The sequence below is a fragment of the Kineococcus arenarius subsp. arenarius genome (assembly GCF_050871845.1).
GTDB lineage: Bacteria > Actinomycetota > Actinomycetes > Actinomycetales > Kineococcaceae > Kineococcus.
The window spans coordinates 1-842 of the sequence record NZ_JBJLSE010000194.1 but is presented as its reverse complement, the minus strand read 5'-3'; the positions used below and the strand labels follow the sequence as shown (position 1 = coordinate 842).

At 66.9% G+C, this 842-nt stretch carries 1 protein-coding gene; it reads right to left on the bottom strand.

Annotated elements, in window-relative coordinates:
* Positions 1 to 255 precede the first annotated feature (255 nt).
* Complete coding sequence (locus ACRYM0_RS20865; RefSeq protein WP_432507765.1) at positions 256 to 591, bottom strand: hypothetical protein; 336 nt, start codon at positions 589 to 591, stop codon at positions 256 to 258.
* Between the last annotated feature and the right edge of the window lie 251 nt (positions 592 to 842).

The following is an 842-nucleotide window of genomic DNA, read 5'->3' as shown; positions in this document are numbered from 1 at the left end:
AGTCACCTGTCCATCTTCGACCACGGGGGTGGGTGTCGTCACGGTCACGATCATGGTTCCGATCTCGCCCTGTCAGGAGAGGTTGCTACGAGCGGCTGGCCTCAACTCACCCTGACAGACAGGGGGAGGCGGGCCGGTTGCGGCGTCTACCGGTTGCTGCGGTGGTCGACGACCTGCAGCCACCGTTGGGCCCGCAGGGATGACCCGGGGGACTGCGTACCCAACGCGGGATGAGCGGAAGGTCGAGTACTTGCCTCAGGGACCGCGGCGTTGTCGCAGGGGCCGGTCGTCACCGTCCTCGAAGTAGCTGATCTCGACGTCGGGCAGCTCGTTCTGCAGCTGGTAGGCCAAGTGCAAGCCCTCGTCTCGCCAGGCCCGCTCCTGCTCGGCGTCGGGCCAGCGGTAGTCGGTCCGGCCGAGAGCGTTGTAGCGCTCGTTCCACTTCCGCAGCTGCTCGACGAGCTCGTCGCTGGCACCGAACTCGGCCGGGTCGACCGTGCCCATGTGGTCGACGTCGCTGTCCCAGACCGGGTCCTGCACGCCCCACTCGGCCATGACCCGCAGGGCGACGGGGCGGTAGGGCTCCTGCACCTGATGAGCATGGCACCCGATGCCCGGCCTCGGGATCACACCAGTGGAAGCGGGATCACCCCCATCGCGGTCTGGTCTGGCCGCTTGCTCATCGACATGACCGCGCGCATCGCGATGATATGTGGGTGATCGGGGGCTAACCTCCGGTCTGAGCCCAGATGGGCTCGAGTCCTCAACGTGGAGGCACCCTCATGACCGTTCTGGATCTTCGACTGACTCAGGGGTTGACGCCCTCCGGTCTGCCCTCGGTG